Raw genomic sequence first — 19,188 nt, forward strand, 5'->3', positions numbered from 1 at the left:
GCCGCCGACGCCCCGTCGCGGCCCGATATCTGGGAGGACTATCGATGCTGACCCTGTTCCACGCCCCCTGGTCCCGTTCCTCTCGCCTGGTCTGGCTGGTCGAGGAACTGGGGGCCGACTGCCGCATCGAATATTGCGACATCCGCCGCATGGACGGCACGGGCGCCGCCGATCCCAGGAACCCTCATCCAGACGGCAAGGTCCCGGCCCTGCTGCACGACGGCGCCTTGATCACCGAATCGGCGGCGGGCGCCTTCTACCTGACGGGCCTGCATCCCGAAGCCGGTCTGGGCTTCCCCCCGGATTCGCCGCAACGCGGGCCGCTGCTGACCTGGATGTTCTGGGCCTCGGGCGAGCTGGAGCCCTCGCTGTGGAACAAGATGACCGGCGCGGTGGACACAGATCCCCATGCGAAGGCCCGCTACGACGCCGCCGTCACCCGCCTGCTGGAAGCCCTGTGGGAAGGTCCCTGGCTGATGGGCGACCGCTTCACCGTGGCCGACGTCCTGATCGGCAGCACCTTGGCCTGGGCGCGCGAACACCTGCCGGACAGCCCGCTGCTGGACGCCTATGTCGAGCGGTTGGCGGCCCGTCCCGCCCATGCCCGCGCCCTCGCCCGCGACGGCGCGCCGCCGCAATACGCCGAAGCCAGTTAGGCCGCAGGTTCAGCCGCGTCGGCGACCACCTCGTCGTCGGCGCGGATCGCGACCTTCCTGAGCGCCCCGACATAGCTGTCGCGCCATATTCCCACGTCGGTGTCGCGCACCACCTGCATCAGCGCCTTCCATTTGCGGATGCGCTCCTCCAGCGGCATGGTCAGGGCCGTCTTGATCGCTTCCGACAGCTCTTCACGGCTGAAGGGATTGACCAGCAGGGCCTCGCCCATCTGTTCGGCGGCGCCGGCGAAACGCGACAGGATCAGCACGCCGGGATCGTCGGGATTCTGGGCCGCGACATATTCCTTGGCCACCAGGTTCATGCCGTCGCGCAGGGGCGTGACCAAACCCACCTTGGCCGCGCGATAGAGGCCCGCCAGCTGATCCCGGCGGAAGGTGCGGTTCAGATAGCGGATCGGCTGCCAGTCCATGTCGGCATAGGCGCCGTTGATGCGCCCGGCCAGGGCGTCCAGCCGTCCGCGAATGTCCTGATAGGTATCCACGTCGTCGCGCGAGATCGGCGTCACCTGCAACAGGAAGACCTCGCCGCGCATGGCGGGGTTGTCCTCCAGAAACTGCTCGAAGCCCAGCATCCGCTGCTCCAACCCCTTGGAGTAGTCGAGCCGATCAACGCCGACAATCATGGAGCGGAAAGCCGCCGAAGCCGCCATCCGGTCATAGGTCTTGCCTCCCAGCACCGAGTCGCGCGCAGCCAGGAAGCCGTCCACGTCGATGCCGATGGGGAAGACCCCGCACTGAACCCGACGGCCGAAGGCCTCGATCACATGGTCAGGCGACACCCGCCCCCGCGCCTCGACCTCGACGTAGCGCTCGAACAGACCCAGCCATTCATGGGTATGGAAACCGATCAGGTCGAAATAGAACATCGACTCCACCAGCCGGCGATGATGCGGCAGCGTCACCAGCAGCTGCCGCGCCGGCCAGGGCGTATGCAGGAAGAAGCCGATCCGGTTCTTGACCCCCAGACGGCGCAGGTCCCGCGCCATCGGGATCATGTGATAGTCGTGGATCCAGATGATGTCGTCGGGCTGGATCAGCGGCTCCAGCACCTCGGCGAAGCGGCGATTGGTGCGTTCATAGCCCTCGCCGTAGGACCGCTCGTAGGCCGTCAGATCGACCCGGTGGTGGAACAGGGGCCACAGGGTCTTGTTGGCGTAGCCGTTGTAGTATTCGTCGACGTCCTGCGGCTCCAGATCGACGGTGGCGACGGTGACGCCCGCCCGGTCCTCGATGTTCAACTCGCCGGTGAACTGCTCGACCGTCTCGCCGGACCAGCCGAACCACAGGCCGTCGTATTTGCGCAGCGCCGCCGACAGGGCCATGGCCAACCCGCCCGCCGAACCCGCCGCCGGGTCCTTGGGCGCCGAGACGCGGTTGGAGACGACAATCAGCCGGCTCATCGGGCATCCTGCCATGAACGACTGAGCAGGACGGCGCAGTTGATGATCCCGACCAGGGAATAGGTCTGCGGGTAGTTGCCCCACAGTTCGCCGTCCTGAAGCGAGATGTCCTCGCTGAGCAAGCCCGCGTGGGTCCGTCGGCTGAGCATCTCGTCAAAGATGGCCCTCGCCTCCTCGGTTCGGCCGTTCAGATGCAGGGCCTCGATGAACCAGAAGGTGCAGAAGTTGAAGGCCGTCTCCGGCTCGCCGAAGTCGTCGGGGTGGATGTAGCGGAACAGATAGGGGCCCTTCTTCAGGTCGCGCTCGACCGCCTCGAAAGTCTTGACCTGACGCGGGTCGCGGGCGTCGAGGAAGCCCAGGTCGGTCATCTGCAGCAGGGAGGCGTCCAGCTCGGTCCCGCCGAAGCTGGCGGCGAAACGGCCCTCGTCGGGCAGATAGGCCTCGGCCTCGATCCGTGCCCGGATCAGCCGCGCCCGCTCGTCCCACAGCTCGCCGCGCTCGGTCAGCCCCAGATGGCGCGCCGCCTTGGCCAGCCGGTCGCAGGCGGCCCAGCACATGACCGAGGAATAGGTGTGGACCCGGGCGATGGTGCGGAACTCCCACAGGCCCGCATCAGTCTGGTCGTGCATGGAGAAGGCGCGGTCGCCGACCTTCTCGAGCGCATGGAAGTCCTCGATGGTGCCGGGCCGCAGCATCCGTTCATCGAAGAAGGCCTGGACCAGGGGCAGGACGATCTGGCCATAGACGTCGTGTTGCAGGTGCTCGTGCGCCTGATTGCCGACGCGCACCGGCTTCATGCCGCGATAGCCCTCGACGGTTTCGACGACGCGCTCGCCGATGTCCGCCTCCAGCCCCACCCCATAGACAGGCTGGACGTGGCCGCCCTGGGCGTCGTCCACCAGATTGCGCAGGTAGCCGAGGTAGCTCTCGAGAATATCGACCGCGCCCAGCCGGTTCAGCGCCCGCACCGTGTAATAGGCGTCGCGCACCCAGCAGAAACGATAGTCCCAGTTGCGCCCGCTCTCGGAGAACTCGGGCACCGAGGTGGTCATGGCGGCGACGATGGCGCCGGTCTCCTCATAGACGCACAGCTTCAGGGTGATGGCGGCGCGGATCACCGCCTCCTGCCAGTCCAGCGGCACATAAAGGGTCCGGGTCCACAGCTTCCAGTGCAGGATGGTCTGATCCAGCGCCGCCGAAACCCCGGCCATGACCGACTGGTCGTAGCCCTCGTCCGGGCCGAGGAAGAAGGCCAGTTCATCTTCCAGCCGGAAGGTCCGCTCGTTCTGAACATGGGTGACGGGGCAGTTGGTGGTCAGCCGCAGCGTCAGGTCTGTGCACAGATAGCGGATGTGGTTGGAGCCGGAGGTCTGTTCCGCCCGACGCGCGCCCCAGTCCGCCGAGGGGCGCAGCCGCACCGTGATGCGCGGCGCCCCCGACAGGGGCCTCACCACCCGCGCAAAGGCGATGGGACGATAGATGCGCGAGTGCTTCAGATGGCGCGGCGCGAAGTCGAGGATCTCGACCGAGGCCCCGCGCGCGTCGGTCATGACGGTGCGCAGGACGGGGGTGTTGCGCACATAGGCCTGCTCGATCGACACCCGGTCGGCCAGTTCGATGGCCCAGAAGCCATGCTCGGGATCGCTGCCGTCCATCAGGGCGGAGAACACCGGGTCGCCGTCCACGCGCGGGGCGCAGGCCCAGACAAAGCGGCCCTCTCGGTCGATCAGGGCGCTGACCGAACAGTTGCCGATGGGGGCCAGATCGAGATTCGGACGGGTCATGCGGCGCCTCCTTCGATCTGATCCAGCCAGTCGAGCACGGCGGCGACGTCGTCCAGCCGGTAACGGGCCGCGGTCGGGCGCTCGGGTCCGACCAGGACGCCGAACCCGCCTAGGGCTGCAGCCGCCTCGAAGCCGTGTTCGTCCGTCAGGTCGTCGCCGACCATGATGGGGAGCGCGCCCTTGAACGGCGCCTCGGCCATGAAGGCGGTCAGGGCCCCGCCCTTGTCGGTGCCGGGCGTCTTGAGTTCCAGCACCATGGACCCCGGCTGCAGGGCCAGCCCTGTCTCCTCGGCCAGGGACGCGGCCAGGGCCAGGGCGTCCGCAGAGACGCCGGGCGCCTGACGGTAGTGCAGACCCGCCGACAGTTGCTTGTCCTCCACCAGCACGCCCGGGCGGTCGGCGGCGAAGGCGTCAAAGGCGGCGACCACGCGGCGCACCGCCGGGTCCGGCGTCCGGTTGGCGAAGGTGCCGTCGCCGCGTCGTCTTTGCAGACCGTGCACGCCCGAGGCCGCCCGCGCCGCGCCGTCGCTGATCCGGTCGATCTCGCCCAGGGTCCGGCCGCTGACAATGGCGACGCGCCCGTCCAGCCGATCTGTCAGCCGGATCAGCACATCGGTGCGTCGCGCGTCTGGTTCCACCGCGTCCGGCGTCGGCGCCAGGGGCGCCAGCACGCCGTCCAGATCGAGGAAGAGGGCGGGCTTTTCAGGCGCGACGGGCGGCTTGGGCAGGCGTGAGGCGATCGCCCCGGAGGCAGACGGCATAAGGTCCGAACTCGTTTCGATGCTGTTGTCGAGACTGTTGGGAACGCACCCGGACCCGGAAGGTTGTCCGCCGCGGTGACAATTGCGTCGCGGCCTCGCCATTGTGCGAACTCTTCAGATGGGGCAATTCGCCGGGTCGCCACAAAGAACCGCCGCAGCGGTCCGGCGCCTCAGGAGCCTGATGATGCCCGAATCCGTTCATTCGTCGCCGGAACAGATCGCCGCGATGACCGACCGAGCGCGCGAGGTCGTGCGCCTGAATATCGAGGCCCTGGAGGCGCTGGAGCGCTCCATCGACGTCTCGATCGCCCGCGCCTGCGACATCATCCTGTCGCGCCCCGGCTACCTGGTCGTGACCGGCATGGGCAAGTCGGGCCACATCGGCGGCAAGATCGCCGCCACCCTGGCCTCGACCGGCACCAACTCCTTCTTCGTCCACCCGGCGGAGATGAGCCACGGCGACCTGGGGATGCTGCGCCCCGACACCACGCTGCTGGCCATCTCCAACTCAGGCGAGAGCCGCGAACTGCGCGACCCCCTGCTCTATTGCCAGCGCAACGACATTCCGGTCATCGGCATCACCCAGCGCGCGGGCAGCTTCCTGGGCCGTCATTCGGCCGTCAGCCTGACCATGCCCAAGGTGGCCGAGGCCTGCCCCAATGGTCTGGCGCCGACCACCTCGACCCTGATGACCCTGGCCATCGGCGACGCCCTGGCCATGGTGCTGATGGACCGTCGCGGCTTCACCCGGGAAGACTTCGGCCTGCACCACCCCGGCGGCGCCCTGGGCATGAGCCTGCAAAGCGTGCGCGAATGGATGGGCGACAACGCCGCCCTTCCGGCCAGCGTGCCGCTGGACGCCGACTTCAGCACCGTGGTCTCGGCCATCTCGGCCGGGCGCAAGGGCGCGGTCGCAGTCCTGCATTCCAACGGGACGCTGGCGGGCATCATCACCGACGGCGACATCCGCCGCGCCTTCGCCCATGACATCACGGCCATCCGCGCCGAGGACATCATGAGCCGCAGCCCCATCACCGTGGACCCCGACGCCCGGATGAGCGACGTGGTCGATCTGCTGAGCGCCAACAAGATCGCCAACCTGTTCGTGGTTGAGAACGAGCGCCCCGTCGCCATCATCCACATCGCCGAACTGATGCAGGCCGGCTACGTTTCCTGACCGACCGCCTGGGCCAGAAGCTCGATTGAGCGCACGCGCGCGGCCGGGTTCCAGATCTGGCTGGTGACCATCAGTTCGTCGGCGCCGGTCCGGGCCACGAAGGCGTCCAGGGTCGCGCGCACCGTCTCGGGCGAACCGACCGCTGAACAGGCCAGGGCGGCGTCGATCATGCTGCGGGCGGCGCCGTCGAGGCGCTCGTAATAGCCCTCGACCGGGGCGGGCAGCTTGCCGGGACGGCCCGTTCTCAGGTTGACGAAGGCCTGCTGGACCGAGGTGAACAGCAGGCGCGCCGCCTCGTCCGTCTCGGCGGCGAAGACGTTGTAGCCCAGCATGGCGTAGGGCGCCGCCAGATGCTCGGAGGGGCGGAAGGTCTGGCGATAGATGTCCAGCGCCCGCATCATCTCGCCGGGCGCGAAATGGCTGGCGAAGGCGTAGGGCAGGCCCAGATGGGCCGCCAGTTGCGCCCCATAGGTCGACGACCCCAGAATCCAGATCGGCACGGCCTGACCCTCGCCGGGGTTGGCGATGATGCGTTGATCCGGCGTGGCAGGCGCGAACCACTGCATCAGCTCCATCACGTCCTGCGGGAAGGCGTCCACGTCGCCCTGCAGCGTGCGGCGCAGGGCCCGCGCCGTGGCCTGATCCGAGCCGGGCGCGCGGCCCAGGCCCAGATCGATACGGCCCGGGTGCAGGGCGTTCAATGTGCCGAACTGCTCGGCGATGACCAGGGGGGCGTGGTTGGGCAGCATGACGCCCCCCGCGCCGACGCGGATGGTCTTCGTCGCCGCCGCCACCGCGCCGATGACGACCGAGGTCGCGGCGCTGGCGATGCCGGGCATGTTGTGGTGCTCGGCCAGCCAGAAGCGCTTGTAGCCGAGACGCTCGGCGTGGCGGGCCAGGTCGAGGGTGTTGGCCAGCGACTGCGAGACGTCGGAGCCCTCGGGCACCGGGGCGAGGTCGAGAATGGAAAGCGGGATCATCCGCTCGATATGGGGCCGCGCGTCAGCGGCGCCATATCGACGCATGAAACAGACGACGAATTAGGTCAGGTCCACGCCCGTGGTGCGCATGATTTCGGCGCGCAGCTCCGGCATCCCCGTCCCCTTCTCGGACGAGGTCACGAGCACGGCCGGATAGGCGGCGGGGCGTTTGGAGATGGCCTTCAACGTCGCCGCCTGGACCTTTTCCGCCTCACCCTTCTTCAGCTTGTCGGCCTTGGTCAGGACGATCTGATAGCTGACCGCGGCCAGGTCGAGCGCGTCCAGAGCTTCGTCGTCGACCTTCTTCAGGCCGTGGCGGGCGTCGATCAGCAGATAGACCCGCTTCAGCGTCACCCGGCCCCGCAGATAGTCGCGGCCCAGGTCCTGGAACTTCTTCACCGTGGTCTTGGACGCCTTGGCCCAACCGTAGCCGGGCAGGTCGACCAGCCGCATCCGACCGTCCAGATCGAAGAAGTTGACCTCGCGCGTGCGGCCCGGCTCGTTCGAGGCGCGCGCCAGCTTGTGCATGCCGACCAGGGCGTTGATCAGGCTGGACTTGCCGACGTTCGACCGGCCCGCGAACGATATCTCGGGCAGGTCAGGGTCAGGCAGTTGCTCGATCTTGGCGCAACCCAGGACGAAGGTGGCCGGGCGCGAGAACAGCACCCGCGCCGCCTCGATCTCGGCGTCCGAGTATTCTCCGACCTTGGGCTCGTCCGACGGTTGATCCAATGGGTCAGGCTTTCTTGAAACGCGCGAGGAAGGTGTCGATCGGGTTCTCGGCCTTGAAGCGGTGCATGATGACGTACTGCTGCGCGATCGAGAGGATGTTGTTCCAGGCCCAGTAGATCAGCAGGCCGGCCGCGAACGGGGCCATGATGAAGGTGAAGACGAAGGGCAGGAAGGCGAAGATCTGACGCTGCATCGGGTCCTGGGCCGGCGGGTTCATCGACTGCTGCAGCCACATGGTCAGACCATAGACGATCGGCAGGACGCCAAGGTGCAGCGGGCCGTTGAGCAGGGTCCCGGCCAGGGGCAGGGTCGCCGGGTCCCACGGAATGGCGCCGAACAGGTTCCAGATCGTCGACGAATCGCGCGCCGACAGGTCGCGGATCCAGCCGAAGAAGGGCGCGTGGCGCATTTCGATGGTGACGAACAGCACCTTGTACAGGGCGAAGAAGACCGGGATCTGCACCACGATGGGCAGGCAGCCCGCCAGCGGATTGATCTTCTCCCGCTGATACAGGGCCATCGTCTCCTGCTGCTGCTTCTGCGGGTCGTCCTTAAATTTCTTTTTGATCTCCTCCATCTTGGGCTGGAGGGTCCGCATCTTGGACAGGCTCTCGTAGGACTTGTTGGCCAGCGGGAACATGATCAGCTTGACCACGACGGTCAGGGCCAGGATGGCCAGGCCGAAGTTGCCGAGGACGCCGTAGAAGAACTCCACGATCATGAAGATCGGGCGCGTCAGGAAGAAGAGGTGGCCCCAGTCGATCGCATAGACGAAGCGCGGCAGGTCCAGGCTCTTTTCATAGCCGGCCAGGATTTCATTGCGCTTGGCGCCAGCGAACAGACGCTGGGTCTCTTCGATCTGGCGGCCCGGCTGGATGGTGCGCGTGGCGCCCAGCATGGCGGCTTCGTGGACGTTCAGACCGTCGGGATCGCGGACGGCGAAGCGCCCCTCGATCGTTTCCTTCTGATCGGGGATGAGGGCGGCCATCCAGTATTTGTCGGTGATGCCCAGCCAGCCGCCCGTGGACTGCTTCTCGATGCGCGGCTTCTTGGCCCAGTCCTTGTACTTGACCTGTTCCGTGGTGAACTTGCCGGCCCCGCCGAAGGTGCCGATGGCGCCTTCATGCAGGATCATCTGCTTGCCCAGGTCGGTCGGCACGCCCTGGCGCTCGACGCGGCCATAGGGGGCGATGGTGATCGGCTGGCCGCTCAGGTTGGCGACGGTGTCGGTGACGGTGAAGACGTACTGGGCGTCGATAGCGATGACGCGCGTGAAGCGCAGGCCCGCGCCATTGTCCCAGGTCAGCTCGACCGGGGTGGTCGGCGTCAGGGTGGCGCCCTTGGTCAGGGTCCAGGCCGTGTTCGGGCCGGGGACGCCGCCGGCGACATTGGGGCCGCTCCAGCCGAACTGGGCGAAGTAGGCGTGCTCCATGCCCTGCGGGCGGAACAGCTCCACCGGAGGCGAATTCTTGTCCAGCGTCTCTTTGTAGTCGGTCAGGTAGAGGTCATCGATGCGCGCGCCCTGCAGCGACAACGAGCCCTTCAGCTTGGGCGTCTGGATGGGCACGCGGACAGCGGCGCCCAGGGCCTGGGCGCGGTCGGTCACAAAGGCTTCGGGACGCGAGGCCGTGCTGGCCCCCGCGTCGCTGGTCGCCAGCTTCTGTTCAGCGGCGACAACCTGCTGCTGGCGGCGCATCTCGGCCTGGGGCCGCATCACCATGAAGTAGTACACGCCCATGATCAGGGCCGCGCACACGAAGAAGATGATGGTGTTGCGCGAATTCTCGTTCTGCATCGGGGTCAGCGGTCCTGGCCGGAGGGGCGCGAATCGTCAGAGGCGCGGGCGGGCGATTTCGCCGCATCTCCCATATCGGGAGCCGCACGCGGGGTTGCGAGCCTTGTAAGGGCCGATTTCACATCGTCAAGCAAGCGGTCCCAGTCGCGGTCCGCCGTGCCCATGCGGGCGATGAACACATAGTCGCAGCCGGGACGCCCGTGCAGGGGCGCCAAAAGGCGTGCAGCCTCGCGCAGGCGGCGTTTGCAGCGGTTGCGCACCACAGCTCCGCCCACCTTGCGGGTGGCGGTGAATCCCAAACGGATCGCGGTCTGGCCGTCCTGACGATCCAGTTGCTGGACCACCACGGCGCCGCGGGCCTGAGAAACACCTTTGGCGGCCGCCAGAAACTGGGGCCGCCGTGTCAGGCGATCGATTTTCATCGGATCGGTCATGCGCCCGCCCTGAAGGGTAATGGGCGCGTGACGTCAGGCCGTCAGGCGCTTACGGCCTTTGGCGCGGCGACGCGCGACAATCTTTTGACCGTTCTTGGTGGCCATCCGCGAACGGAAGCCGTGACGGCGCTTGCGCACGAGTCGCGACGGCTGATAGGTCCGCTTCACGTTCGGCTCCAGGGCTACAGGGTTTCACAACGGACAACAGTCATCCGCTGCAGGAGGCGGGCGTATAAGCGGCGGCGACGGACGAGTCAACGCCGACAAGCGATCCGAAGCGTTGCAAACCGTCTGAAACCGCTAGGGAAGCGGCACGGCGTCGGTTACGGAGCAGGAATGAACCGGGTCAAACGATTTCTGCCCCTCGCCGTCCTGCTGGCGGCGATCGCGCTGATCCTCGGGATGGGCTGGAACCGCTACCTGTCGCTGGACACCCTGCGCGAGCACGGGGCGGCGTTTCAGGCCCTGGCGGACGAGCACTATGTCCTGACCCTGCTCGCCCTGATGCTGGTCTTCGCCCTGCTGACCGCCAGCGTGGTGCCGGGCGTGGTCTTCATCACCGTGACGGCCGGCTATCTGTTCGGCCCCTGGGTCGGAGGGGTCGCGACGGCCTTTGCCGCCACCATAGGGGCCCTGGCCGTCTATTATGTGGGTCGCACAGCCCTGGGCGAATCCTTGCGCCGTCGCGCGGCCCAGGACACCGGTCTGCTGAAGAAGGTCTGCGAGGGCGTGGACCGGAACACCTTCTGGTACGTCCTGGTGGCGCGCCTGGTGGTGTCGGTGCCCTTTCACCTGATCAATGTGGCCGCGGGCGTCATGGCGGCCCCTCTGCGCCCCTATATGATCGCCACCTTCATCGGCCTTCTGCCGGCCCACATCATCTATTGCTGGATCGGCGCCGGGCTGAACGACATTCTGGTCGATAATCCCGATCCCAACCTGCAAAGCCTGTTCGCCGAATTCATGTGGCCCCTGCTCGGCGTGGCCTTCCTGTCGATGCTGCTGCCCCTGACGCTCAAATTAGTGCAGAAATGGCGCGCTCGGCACGGCATGGACGCCGAATGACGGAACGGAACGCGATCGAGACTCGGCTGACCACGCGCCCCCGCCACGAGACGGGCCTGATCGCCCGCCTGCAAGCGGCGCGGTGGCCTGAGCGGCTGCCCCCTGCCTGGCGAGAGCGCCTGACGCCGCGCGCCCCCGACGGCCTGTCCAGCCGCCTCCTGCTGCTGACCCTGGCCTTCACCCTGGCCGTCGCCGCCCTCATCATGGTGCCCAGCGCCGCCTCCTTTCAGGAGCGTTGGCTGATGGACCGGCTGCAGGCCGCCGAGCTGGCCTCGGTCGGGGTCGAGGCCCTGCCCTATTCCGCTGTCGAGGATTCCACTGCTGAACAGCTGCTGAGCATCGGCGGGGTCCAGTCCGTGGTCGTCGGCGAACAGGGCGTGCGCCGACTGCTGCTGCAGGCCCCCAACCTGCCGCGCGCGCCCGACCTGATCGACCTGCGCCAGCGCAACCTCGGCGCCCGCCTTCTGGACCCTTGGAAGACGCTATTCGGCCACCCTGACCGCTCGATCCGGGTGCAGGCCAAGCCGCGCTATCGCTCGGGCGACTTCATCGAGATCCTGGCCCCCGCGCAGCCGCTGAAGACCGAGCTGAAGACCTTCCTGCTGAACAGCCTGACCATGTCCCTGCTGATCGCCCTGGTCGCCGGCGGGCTGCTCTATGCCTCCCTGTCTTTCCTGGTTCTGGCGCCCCTGCGCCGGGTGACGCGCGCCATCGAACGCTTCGCCGCCGACCCGGAAAGCCCCGGCGAGGCGCCCTCCGACCGCCATGACGAGATCGGCCGGGTCGAGCGCGAGCTGGCGCGGATGCAGGAGGAGGTGCGTCAGTCCCTGCGCTCGCGCGCCCGCCTGGCGGCCCTGGGCGAGGCGGTGGCCAAGATCAATCACGACCTGCGCAACATGCTGACCTCGGCCCAGATGGCGTCCGAGCGTCTGTCCAGCTCGTCCGACCCCCTGGTGGCCAAGGCCCTGCCCCGGCTCGAGCGCGCCCTGGGCCGCGCCGCCGCCCTGGCCCGCAATGTGCTAGAATACGGCAAGTCCGAAGAGGCTGCGCCGCAACTTCAGAAGATGTTGCTGGCCCGCGCTGTCGCCGTCGCCGCCGAGGATGCGGGGCTGGAGGACGGCGGCGTGCGCCTGATCCGCGACCTGCCCCCGCGCCAGACCGTCAACGCCGACAGCGACCAACTCCATCGCATCCTGGTCAATCTGATGCGCAACGCCCGCCAGGCCATCGAGAGCGATCCAGCGCGCGACAGGAAGGGCCGGATCACCGTCACGGCCGAGACCCGCGACAGCGTCGTGGCGATTCGCATCACCGACGACGGGCCTGGCATTCCCGAGCGTCTGGCGGGGCGCCTGTTCGAGGCCTTCGTCAGCGGTCGCGCCTCAGAGGGCACCGGCCTGGGCCTGACCATCTCGCGTGAGCTGGCGGCCCACCACGGCGGGGAACTGCGCCTGCTGGACACCGGCCCCGCGGGCACGACCTTCGAGCTGCGCCTGCCCGCCTGACCCACCCCGACCAACGCCGCAGCCATTTGCGGGATTCGCGCGTTGTTTCCGTCTAAGCTCTCCAAGGCCAAGCTTCACTCCGGCCTGTTTGACCTCGGCAAGGACACGTCTCATGACCCACGCCCCTGGCCCCTACCGCCTCGCCCTGCTGGCCACAGCCTTGAGCGCCGTCCTGACGGGGCCGACGCTGGCCCAGACCCCCACACCGCCCAACCCCGCCCCGGCCGCCCCCAGCGACCCTGTGGCCGACCTGCTGCGCCGCCAGGGCGAGCGCTACCACCGCGCCCCGGATGCGGCCCAGGACCCCGACGAACTGCGCCAGACCCAGGCCCTGAACGACGAGATCGTCGCCCAGAACGACCTGGCTGAGAACGAGGACCGCGCCGCCGCCGCCGCTCACGCCAAGGCGCAGGCCCAATATCAGTCTGAGCTGGAGACGGCTGAAGCCGAGCGTCTGCTCTATGAAGCCGATCTGCGCGCCGCCGCCGAGGCCAAGGCCCTGTACGAACGCCAGATGGCCGACTGGCAGGCCACGGTCGCCGCCTGCGAACGCGGCGACCGGGCGCGCTGCGAGGCGGGGCGGCAAACGCCCCGCTGACACGGACTGCCCCCTAAACGAAAAGGGCGCCGCCGACCTGCGTCGGGGCGCCCTTTTTTAGTTCTGACCAGGCCGGTTCAGCCCTCCGCGGTCTCGCGGCGCTTCATCATGGCGTCAAAGCTGTCCCAGACGCCGTCGGCGCCGTGCCACGACCCTTGCGTCGCGGCCTTGGAATATTCGGTGGCGCGGGCCTCGAAGAAGTTGGCGTGCTCGACGCCCGACAGCAGGGACTGCAGCCAGGGCAGCGGGTTTTCCGTCACGCCATAGACTTCCGGCAGCTTCAACTGACGCAGGCGCCAGTCGGCGATGAAGCGGATGTACTGCTTGATGTCGTCCGGGGTCATGCCGTGAACCGGGCCCATTTCGAAGGCCAGGTCGATGAACTTGTCCTCCATCTCGACCACCGTCTTGCAGCAGTCGACGATATCGTCGGCCACAGCCTTGGTGACGGCGCCCGTCTCCTTGTTGAAGGCGTGGTAGAGCTTGATGATGCCTTCGCAGTGCAGGCTCTCGTCGCGCACCGACCACGACACGATCTGACCCATGCCCTTCATCTTCGACTGGCGCGGGAAGTTCATCAGCATGGCGAAGCTGGCGAACAGTTGCAGACCTTCGGAGAAGCCCCCGAACATCGCCAGCGTCCGACAGATGTCGGCGTCGGTCTCGACCCCGAACTGGCCCATGAAGTCATGCTTGTCGCGCATGGCCTCGTATTCCATGAAGGCGCCGAACTCGCTCTCGGGCATGCCGATGGTTTCGAGCAGCAGGGCGTAGGCCGCGATATGGATGGTCTCCATATTGGCGAAGGAGGCCAGCATCATCTTCACTTCGGTCGGTTTGAACACCCGGCCGTAGCGCTCCATGTAGTTGTCCTGGACCTCGATGTCGGCCTGGGTGAAGAAGCGGAAGATCTGCGTCAGCAGGTTGCGCTCGCTGTCCGTCAGGTTGGCGGCCCAGTCCTTGACGTCCTCGCCCAGCGGCACCTCTTCGGGCATCCAGTGGACCTGCTGCTGGGTCTTCCACATGTCGAAGGCCCACGGATAGCGGAAGGGCTTGTAGGCGGCCGAAGGGGTCAGCAGTCCGGCCGTTCCGGGGCGGATGATCGAGGAGTGAGCGTTCATCAAGATGACCTGAAGCGAATCCGGAAAGAAGTGAGTTTCACCATGCGGCCCGGCGCGCGCGGCGCCAAGTCGAAACCGGTCTATCTTGCGATCACATTTTCACCGGACCGCTAGATATGGTGGTCAGAGACGAATCAGATGGGGAGAAGCCTGGGGATGAGTTTCACCCTTTACGGCGCCGCTGGCTCGGGATCGGTCCCGGTCGAGGCGGCCATGACCCTGATCGGGCTGGACTATCGCATCATCGAGGCCGTGACCTGGGAGAGCGAGGCTGAGCGCGACAGGGTCGCCTTCGTCAATCCGATGCGCCAGATCCCCGCCCTGATCCTGCCCAGCGGCGAGACCCTGACCGAAAGCGCCGCCATCCTGATCTGGCTGGCCGACAGCTACCCGCTGGCGCGGCTGGCGCCGGGACTGGACGACCCGCGCCGGGCCCAGTTCCTGCGCTGGATGACCTTCATCCCGGCGTCGATCTATTCGATGTTCTGGGTGCGGGACGAGCCATCGCGGCTGGTGGGCGACGACGCGGCGGCGCAGCACGAACTGCAACGACGCACCGCCGAGCGCATCGCCGACTGCTGGCGCATCATGGACAGCCAGATCGCCCCGGGCCGCTTTCTGCTGGGCGACGAATTGAGCGTGCTGGACCTCTATGTCGCTGTCGCCAGCCGCTGGACGCCGCGCCGGGCGCGCTTCGCCGTAGAGGCCCCGCGCATGGCCGAGGTCGTGCGCCGGGTCGACGCCCTGCCGGACCTTCAGGCCTTGTGGGCCGCGCGCTTCCCGTTCGAGGACGACAACTAGGCCGCGCGAACCTGTTCGCGGCCGGCGGCGGCGCGGAAGGCCTGATCGACGGCGGCATAGAGGCGCTCATGGGTGATCGGCTTGGCCAGGTGGGCGTCCATGCCGGCCGCCAGACAGCGGGCGGCGTCTTCCGGCATGGCGTCGGCCGTCACCGCCAGGATGGGCGTGTCGCATGCGGGGGACGCCAGGGCGCGGATGCGTCGTGTCGCCTCCAGTCCGTCCAGACGCGGCATCCGCACATCCATCAGAATCAGGTCGAAGGCGCCGTCCTCGACCAGGTCCAGCGCCTGCTGCCCGTCCACGGCCTCGACCGCCTCACAGCCCGCCGCCTCGATCAGGAGGCGCAGCATCTGACGGTTCACCGGGTGGTCGTCGACGATCAGCGCGCGCAGCACGTCGCTTGCCGGCGTCGCCTCCACGGGCAGGGGGTCCAGCGCCTCCAACTGCGCCGTCAGGACGAAAACGGACCCAGCCGACGAGGTGGAACACAGGGTGACGTCGCCGCCCATGCAGACTGCGTGGCGTCGGGCGGCCGACAGGCCCACGCCCGCGCCTTCATGCCGCCTCTGCAGGGAATCGTCGCTCTGGGCAAAGGCGTCGAACAGGCGGGGGATGAAGGCCGGGTCCACGCCGCAGCCGGTGTCCGACACCTCGACCCGCAGCCGGCCGCCCTCATGCGTCGCACGCAGCCGCACCCCGCCCCGGTCGGTGAACTTGACCGCATTGGACACCAGGTGCCGCAGGGCGCCGCGCAGACGTCGGGCGTCGCCGCACACGCGGCCGCCGGGCTGCAAGGCCAGTTCGACGTCGAAACTCAGTCCCCTGGCCCGCGCGGCGGCGGCCCTCAGGGCCACGGCGTCGTGGATCAGCAGGGCCAGGTCGAACGGCTCAAGGGAAAGAGGATCGTCGCCGCGCGACACGTCCAGGACATCCTCGACCAGGGTCAGCATGGCCTCGCCGGACTCGCGAATGGCGGCGACCTGGGCCTGGGCCTCGGGCGGCAGGTCGTCGCGGCGCGACAACAGGTCGGCATAGCCGCTGACCCCGTTCAGCGGGGTGCGCATCTCGTGGCTCATCAGGGCGAGGAAGCGCGACTTGACGGCGTCGGCCGCCTCGGCGCGCCGCCGCTGCTCCAGGGCCGTGGCGGTCCGTCGCGCCAGACGCGCCAGGAAGGAGCGGCGCTCGGCGATCATGGCGCTGACCGGCAGGGCCGTCATCGCCGCCACCAGCAGGAAGCCGTAGTAGAGCGGCATCTGCCGCATCCGGTCCGAAAGAGAACTCAGCTCGGCCACATAGGCGACCGGCGAGGCGCTGATCGGCCCATGCCCGGTCAGGGTCATCAACCCGCTGATCGCGGTCGTCAGGATCAGGGCCACCGCCATCCACGGCGGCGACAGGCGGAAGGCCGCCAGCATCAGCGGCGGGAACATCAGGAACAGGAAGGGCGACGACTGGTTGAAGATCCACAACGCCGTCACCGTCACCAGGCCGAGGATGCCGACAACCTCCAACGGCGACTGCGACACCTGACGGAAGCGGTGCGCGCGCGCCAGCAGCAGCAGGCTGGGCGTGACGATCACCAGCCCCAGCAACTCCATGGCGAACAGGTGCCGCCAGGCGAAGGCGCCCCGGATCAGGGTATAGTCCCGCACCAGGAAGGCCACGATCACGCTGATGGTGGCGGTCAGGACCACGGCGGGCAAGGCCGCGCCCAGCACGAACAGCACCACACGGCGCGGCCGCCGCATGTCCAGCGCGGCCCCGCACAGACGTCGCGCCAGAACGCCGGCGACCAGAACCTGAAGCAGATTGAGCAGGGGGTTGAGCCAGACGAAGGGCATGGCGTCGCCGCGCACCGCCGTGCTGAGCAGGTTCAGGCCGAAACAGAGAGCCAGCACCGCCGTCGCACGCCGCCGCGGCAGTTGCAGGAAGGCCGCCAGCATGACCCCGTTGGCGGGCCAGGCGATCACCGCATGGAAGGTCGTCGCGCTCCAATGGCCCAGCAGCAGACAGAGGGCGAATAGGCAGACATAGACGCCGGCATGCGGGCCAGCCTCTTGACCGGCCTCATGACGAAAGGCTCGCCAGCGTCCGCTCATGCCCCCGTCCCCATCCCCATTCCTGTATGCCCTGTCCTTTAGCCTGCGCGCCAAATGTAAACAAAGCCTGCCGCCGGGATTACGTCGGTTTCCCTAGTTCTGGATCAGCCCCAGGGTGCGGGCCTCGACCTCCAGACCGTCCCGGAACTGGGGGGCCGCCAGACCGATCAGGGCGCGGGCGCGCTGATCGGCCGTCAGACCGCGCAGGTTGACCCAGCCATGCTCGGTCACGACGATCTGGATATCGTTGCGCGGGGTGGTGACGGGGCCGTCCAGCCGGGCGACGATGCGCGAGGCCGTCCCCTTGGCCGCCGTCGAATGGCAGGCGATGATCGACTTGCCCCCGGCCGAAGCCGAGGCGCCGCGCACGAAGTCCAGTTGACCGCCCGCCGCCGTATATTGCCGTCCGTTGAGATATTCCGAGCAGCAGGCGCCGAAGAGGTCGATCTGCAAGGTGGCGTTGACCGAGACCATCCGGTCGTTGCGGGCGATGACCGCCGGGTCGTTCACATAGTCGACGGGACGCGCTTCAAGCGCCGGGTTGTCGTTCAGGAAGTCATAGGTGGCGCGATCGCCCATGGCGAAGGTGAAGACGGTCTTGCCCGGATGCAGGGTCTTCCTGGCATTGGTCACGACCCCGGCCCGCATCAGCTCCACCAGACCCGGCGTCAGCAGTTCGGTGTGGATGCCCAGGTCGGCATGGTCATGCAGGGCCGCACAGACCGCGTCCGGCAATGCGCCGATGCCCATTTGCAGGGTCGAGCCGTTCTCGATCAGGCCGGCGATGAGGCCGCCGATGACCAGGTCCTGCGGCTGCGGCGCCGCCTTGCCCGCCTCCAGCAAGGGTGCAGCGTGCTCGACCAGGGCCGTCACCTGCGACACATGGACGGTGCAGTCGCCATGGACGCGCGGCATGTGCGGATTGACCTCCAGGATCACCCGCCGGGCCGTCTTGGAGACCGCCAGGGCATAGTCGGTATTGGTGCCGAAGCTGAAGAAGCCGTCGGCGTCCATCGGCGAGACGGTGGCCAGCAGGGTGTCGACCCCGATCTCGCGCGTCAGCACGTTCGGCGTCTGCTGGAAGCCCGTGGGGATGAACCAGACGGCCTGACGCCCGGCCTCGACGCCTTTCGCTTCCAGCTTCCGTTCGATGGCGCCGTGGAACAGGCTGTGGGGGCGCAGGCGGTCGGTCAGATCGAAGCGCAGCACCGTCTCGCCGGCGATGGCGGTGGACAGCAGGTAGTAGATGTTGATGTCGGCGACCTCGCGCGCCTCGGCCCGGTCAGCCAGGGCCTTGAGCAGGGCGGGCGGCTGGCCGACGCCCAGGGCCATGGCCACCCGGGCGCCCGACGGGATCAGGGCGGCGGCGGCGGCGGGCGTGGTCAGGCGGTCGGCATACTGGGCGGCGTATTGTTCAGCAGGGGTCATGGCGCTTCCTCAAACGGCCGTTCGGCTCTCTTCGATCCGTTATCCGGCGCCCGAGATTTTCCGCCCGCTAGACATTGGTCGAAGGCGCGTCCTGAAGCGGGGCGTCATGCAGCCGCTGGCGGCGCCCAATGGCATAGGCGGCCAGCCACAAAAGCATGGCCCAGGCCGCACCGACGCTCCACCCGGCGAAGACGTCAGAGGCCCAGTGGGCGCCCAGATAGATGCGGGTCAAACCGATCAGCAGGGCGATCAGGACGCCGCAGCCCAGAACATAGGCCTTCAGCCTTTTCTTCGGAAAGGCTCGCGTCAGCATGACCCCGAGCGTCAGATAGAAGACGGTGGACAGCAGGGCGTGGCCGGAGGGGAAGCTGGCGTTCAGGGTCTCGACCGCCTGAAACTCCAGCGGCGGTCGGTCGCGTTCGAACAGGGCCTTCAGGCCTTCGCTCAGCGCCACCCCGCCGGCCAGCCCGGCGACCAACATCAGGGCCGACAGCCGCTTGCCCTGGATCAGCATGAAGCCCAGCGCGATCAGGGCGAACAGGGTCAGGACCGAAATCCCGCCTAGCGAAGTGAGGTCCGCCGCCGCCTCATGCAGCCACCACGGTCCCCAGGGACGGCCGGGATCATCGGCGAAGGGCCGCACGGCGTGCAGCACCGCCTGGTCAAACGCCTGGCCGTCAGCCTCGCGCATGTCGTCGGCCACCTCGATAAAGGTCAGGGTGCCCAGGGCGATCACCAGCAGGGCGGCGACGGCGGCGATTTCGGTGCGGGCCACGCGCAGGGCGCGGGTCAGGAAGGCGGTGGGATGCGGAGCCATGAGCCGCTAACGGT

At 67.9% G+C, this 19,188-nt stretch carries 18 protein-coding genes; 6 read left to right on the forward strand and 12 right to left on the reverse strand.

Annotated elements, in window-relative coordinates; genetic code table 11:
• Positions 1 to 44 precede the first annotated feature (44 nt).
• A complete protein-coding gene (locus tag P0Y52_12765; protein ID WEK57403.1) occupies positions 45 to 656 on the forward strand; it encodes a glutathione S-transferase family protein in 612 nt (203 codons plus the stop codon).
• On the opposite strand, the gene P0Y52_12770 is transcribed toward P0Y52_12765, so the two are convergent.
• The 3 genes from P0Y52_12770 to otsB are packed head-to-tail and all read right to left on the reverse strand — an operon-like array spanning position 653 to position 4,622.
• Positions 653 to 2,077, reverse strand: coding sequence for a trehalose-6-phosphate synthase (locus P0Y52_12770; GenBank protein WEK57404.1), 1,425 nt, complete (start codon positions 2,075 to 2,077; stop codon positions 653 to 655). The two genes, P0Y52_12765 and P0Y52_12770, sit on opposite strands and share 4 nt — an antisense overlap.
• On the reverse strand, positions 2,074 to 3,861 hold the full coding sequence (locus tag P0Y52_12775) for a glycoside hydrolase family 15 protein (protein WEK57405.1): 1,788 nt from the start codon (positions 3,859 to 3,861) through the stop codon (positions 2,074 to 2,076). Before P0Y52_12775 ends, P0Y52_12770 begins: the two co-directional genes overlap by 4 nt.
• Positions 3,858 to 4,622 carry a trehalose-phosphatase gene (otsB, locus tag P0Y52_12780; protein ID WEK57406.1) on the reverse strand — a complete coding sequence of 255 codons (765 nt, stop codon included), beginning with the start codon at positions 4,620 to 4,622 and terminating at the stop codon, positions 3,858 to 3,860. The genes P0Y52_12775 and otsB overlap by 4 nt, the downstream gene beginning before the upstream one ends.
• A 184-nt stretch (positions 4,623 to 4,806) precedes the next feature.
• Here otsB and P0Y52_12785 point away from each other — a divergent pair, with 184 nt between their 5' ends.
• Positions 4,807 to 5,799, forward strand: coding sequence for a KpsF/GutQ family sugar-phosphate isomerase (locus P0Y52_12785; protein ID WEK57407.1), 993 nt, complete (start codon positions 4,807 to 4,809; stop codon positions 5,797 to 5,799).
• On the opposite strand, the gene P0Y52_12790 is transcribed toward P0Y52_12785, so the two are convergent.
• The 5 genes from P0Y52_12790 to rpmH are packed head-to-tail and all read right to left on the reverse strand — an operon-like array spanning position 5,787 to position 9,908.
• On the reverse strand, positions 5,787 to 6,779 hold the full coding sequence (locus P0Y52_12790) for an LLM class flavin-dependent oxidoreductase (GenBank protein ID WEK59496.1): 993 nt from the start codon (positions 6,777 to 6,779) through the stop codon (positions 5,787 to 5,789). The genes P0Y52_12785 and P0Y52_12790 overlap by 13 nt on opposite strands.
• Before the next feature lie 60 nt (positions 6,780 to 6,839).
• Entirely contained in the window at positions 6,840 to 7,511 is a 672-nt protein-coding gene (yihA, locus tag P0Y52_12795; GenBank protein WEK57408.1) for a ribosome biogenesis GTP-binding protein YihA/YsxC, read from the reverse strand.
• A gap of 4 nt (positions 7,512 to 7,515) precedes the next feature.
• A complete protein-coding gene (yidC, locus tag P0Y52_12800; protein WEK57409.1) occupies positions 7,516 to 9,306 on the reverse strand; it encodes a membrane protein insertase YidC in 1,791 nt (596 codons plus the stop codon).
• A gap of 5 nt (positions 9,307 to 9,311) precedes the next feature.
• On the reverse strand, positions 9,312 to 9,740 hold the full coding sequence (gene rnpA / locus P0Y52_12805; protein WEK57410.1) for a ribonuclease P protein component: 429 nt from the start codon (positions 9,738 to 9,740) through the stop codon (positions 9,312 to 9,314).
• A gap of 33 nt (positions 9,741 to 9,773) precedes the next feature.
• Positions 9,774 to 9,908: a 50S ribosomal protein L34 gene (gene rpmH / locus P0Y52_12810; GenBank protein ID WEK57411.1), complete on the reverse strand. Its 135-nt coding sequence runs from the start codon at positions 9,906 to 9,908 to the stop codon at positions 9,774 to 9,776.
• A gap of 168 nt (positions 9,909 to 10,076) precedes the next feature.
• Between rpmH and P0Y52_12815 the strand changes: the two genes are divergently transcribed.
• The 3 genes from P0Y52_12815 to P0Y52_12825 all read left to right on the forward strand — a co-directional run bounded on the left by P0Y52_12815 (position 10,077) and on the right by P0Y52_12825 (position 12,908).
• The gene (locus P0Y52_12815) at positions 10,077 to 10,805 is read left to right on the forward strand and encodes a TVP38/TMEM64 family protein (GenBank protein ID WEK57412.1); all 729 of its coding nucleotides are present in this window, start codon (positions 10,077 to 10,079) and stop codon (positions 10,803 to 10,805) included.
• Entirely contained in the window at positions 10,802 to 12,310 is a 1,509-nt protein-coding gene (locus P0Y52_12820; protein ID WEK57413.1) for a HAMP domain-containing sensor histidine kinase, read from the forward strand. Before P0Y52_12815 ends, P0Y52_12820 begins: the two co-directional genes overlap by 4 nt.
• Positions 12,311 to 12,422: 112 nt before the next feature.
• Positions 12,423 to 12,908 carry a cell wall hydrolase gene (locus tag P0Y52_12825; GenBank protein ID WEK57414.1) on the forward strand — a complete coding sequence of 162 codons (486 nt, stop codon included), beginning with the start codon at positions 12,423 to 12,425 and terminating at the stop codon, positions 12,906 to 12,908.
• Between the two features lie 77 nt (positions 12,909 to 12,985).
• On the opposite strand, the gene P0Y52_12830 is transcribed toward P0Y52_12825, so the two are convergent.
• Positions 12,986 to 14,029 (reverse strand): ribonucleotide-diphosphate reductase subunit beta, encoded by a 1,044-nt coding sequence (locus P0Y52_12830; protein WEK57415.1) that lies wholly within the window; start codon positions 14,027 to 14,029, stop codon positions 12,986 to 12,988.
• Positions 14,030 to 14,179: 150 nt separating this feature from the next.
• Here P0Y52_12830 and P0Y52_12835 point away from each other — a divergent pair, with 150 nt between their 5' ends.
• A complete protein-coding gene (locus P0Y52_12835) occupies positions 14,180 to 14,830 on the forward strand; it encodes a glutathione S-transferase family protein (protein ID WEK59497.1) in 651 nt (216 codons plus the stop codon).
• On the opposite strand, the gene P0Y52_12840 is transcribed toward P0Y52_12835, so the two are convergent.
• From P0Y52_12840 to P0Y52_12850, 3 genes are all read right to left on the reverse strand, one after another.
• Positions 14,827 to 16,929, reverse strand: a complete 2,103-nt coding sequence (locus P0Y52_12840; protein WEK57416.1) for a response regulator — start codon at positions 16,927 to 16,929, stop codon at positions 14,827 to 14,829. The two genes, P0Y52_12835 and P0Y52_12840, sit on opposite strands and share 4 nt — an antisense overlap.
• A gap of 93 nt (positions 16,930 to 17,022) precedes the next feature.
• Positions 17,023 to 18,357: an acetyl-CoA hydrolase/transferase C-terminal domain-containing protein gene (locus P0Y52_12845; protein WEK57417.1), complete on the reverse strand. Its 1,335-nt coding sequence runs from the start codon at positions 18,355 to 18,357 to the stop codon at positions 17,023 to 17,025.
• 67 nt (positions 18,358 to 18,424) lie between these two features.
• Complete coding sequence (locus tag P0Y52_12850) at positions 18,425 to 19,174, reverse strand: phosphatase PAP2 family protein (protein ID WEK57418.1); 750 nt, start codon at positions 19,172 to 19,174, stop codon at positions 18,425 to 18,427.
• Positions 19,175 to 19,188 lie beyond the last annotated feature (14 nt).

Origin of the sequence: Candidatus Brevundimonas phytovorans, from assembly GCA_029203145.1 — a bacterium.
Taxonomy (GTDB): Bacteria; Pseudomonadota; Alphaproteobacteria; order Caulobacterales; family Caulobacteraceae; genus Brevundimonas; species Brevundimonas phytovorans.

Excerpts from the sequence above, each read along its gene's own strand:
- P0Y52_12765 (WEK57403.1), top strand. The coding sequence starts at position 45 with ATGCTGACCCTGTTCCACGCCCCCTGGTCCCGTTCCTCTCGCCTGGTC.
- P0Y52_12770 (WEK57404.1), bottom strand. The coding sequence starts at position 2,077 with ATGAGCCGGCTGATTGTCGTCTCCAACCGCGTCTCGGCGCCCAAGGAC.
- P0Y52_12775 (WEK57405.1), bottom strand. The coding sequence starts at position 3,861 with ATGACCCGTCCGAATCTCGATCTGGCCCCCATCGGCAACTGTTCGGTC.
- otsB (WEK57406.1), bottom strand. The coding sequence starts at position 4,622 with ATGCCGTCTGCCTCCGGGGCGATCGCCTCACGCCTGCCCAAGCCGCCC.
- P0Y52_12785 (WEK57407.1), top strand. The coding sequence starts at position 4,807 with ATGCCCGAATCCGTTCATTCGTCGCCGGAACAGATCGCCGCGATGACC.
- P0Y52_12790 (WEK59496.1), bottom strand. The coding sequence starts at position 6,779 with ATGATCCCGCTTTCCATTCTCGACCTCGCCCCGGTGCCCGAGGGCTCC.
- yidC (WEK57409.1), bottom strand. The coding sequence starts at position 9,306 with ATGCAGAACGAGAATTCGCGCAACACCATCATCTTCTTCGTGTGCGCG.
- rnpA (WEK57410.1), bottom strand. The coding sequence starts at position 9,740 with ATGACCGATCCGATGAAAATCGATCGCCTGACACGGCGGCCCCAGTTT.
- P0Y52_12815 (WEK57412.1), top strand. The coding sequence starts at position 10,077 with ATGAACCGGGTCAAACGATTTCTGCCCCTCGCCGTCCTGCTGGCGGCG.
- P0Y52_12820 (WEK57413.1), top strand. The coding sequence starts at position 10,802 with ATGACGGAACGGAACGCGATCGAGACTCGGCTGACCACGCGCCCCCGC.
- P0Y52_12825 (WEK57414.1), top strand. The coding sequence starts at position 12,423 with ATGACCCACGCCCCTGGCCCCTACCGCCTCGCCCTGCTGGCCACAGCC.
- P0Y52_12830 (WEK57415.1), bottom strand. The coding sequence starts at position 14,029 with ATGAACGCTCACTCCTCGATCATCCGCCCCGGAACGGCCGGACTGCTG.
- P0Y52_12840 (WEK57416.1), bottom strand. The coding sequence starts at position 16,929 with ATGAGCGGACGCTGGCGAGCCTTTCGTCATGAGGCCGGTCAAGAGGCT.
- P0Y52_12845 (WEK57417.1), bottom strand. The coding sequence starts at position 18,357 with ATGACCCCTGCTGAACAATACGCCGCCCAGTATGCCGACCGCCTGACC.
- P0Y52_12850 (WEK57418.1), bottom strand. The coding sequence starts at position 19,174 with ATGGCTCCGCATCCCACCGCCTTCCTGACCCGCGCCCTGCGCGTGGCC.